The sequence below is a fragment of the Mediterraneibacter sp. 210702-DFI.5.30 genome (assembly GCF_020560115.1).
GTDB classification, from domain to species: domain Bacteria; phylum Bacillota; class Clostridia; order Lachnospirales; family Lachnospiraceae; genus Mediterraneibacter; species Mediterraneibacter faecis.
The window spans coordinates 1-206 of record NZ_JAJCME010000302.1; the positions used below are offsets into that span (position 1 = coordinate 1).

The following is a 206-nucleotide window of genomic DNA, read 5'->3' on the forward strand; positions in this document are numbered from 1 at the left end:
CCAAGGTATCCTTGCTTCCTCGAAATCCACGATGTGCTCGTTCTTCGAACTTGTCATTGTATTCTAGAATTTGAGTTGTCACGAATCGTTGAAGGACATCCTCATTTGGAAACTGCTCCTTCTGGCGAATTTTCTTCTTCAACTTTTTGTTGAAAGCTTCAATCAAATTTGTTGAGTAAATTGATGCCCGAATGCTTGGCGGAAAT

At 40.3% G+C, this 206-nt stretch carries 1 protein-coding gene; it reads right to left on the minus strand.

The window, feature by feature from the left end; all coding sequences use genetic code 11:
- On the minus strand, positions 1 to 206 hold a 206-nt coding region (locus LI126_RS15640), incomplete at both ends, for a transposase (RefSeq protein WP_227165802.1).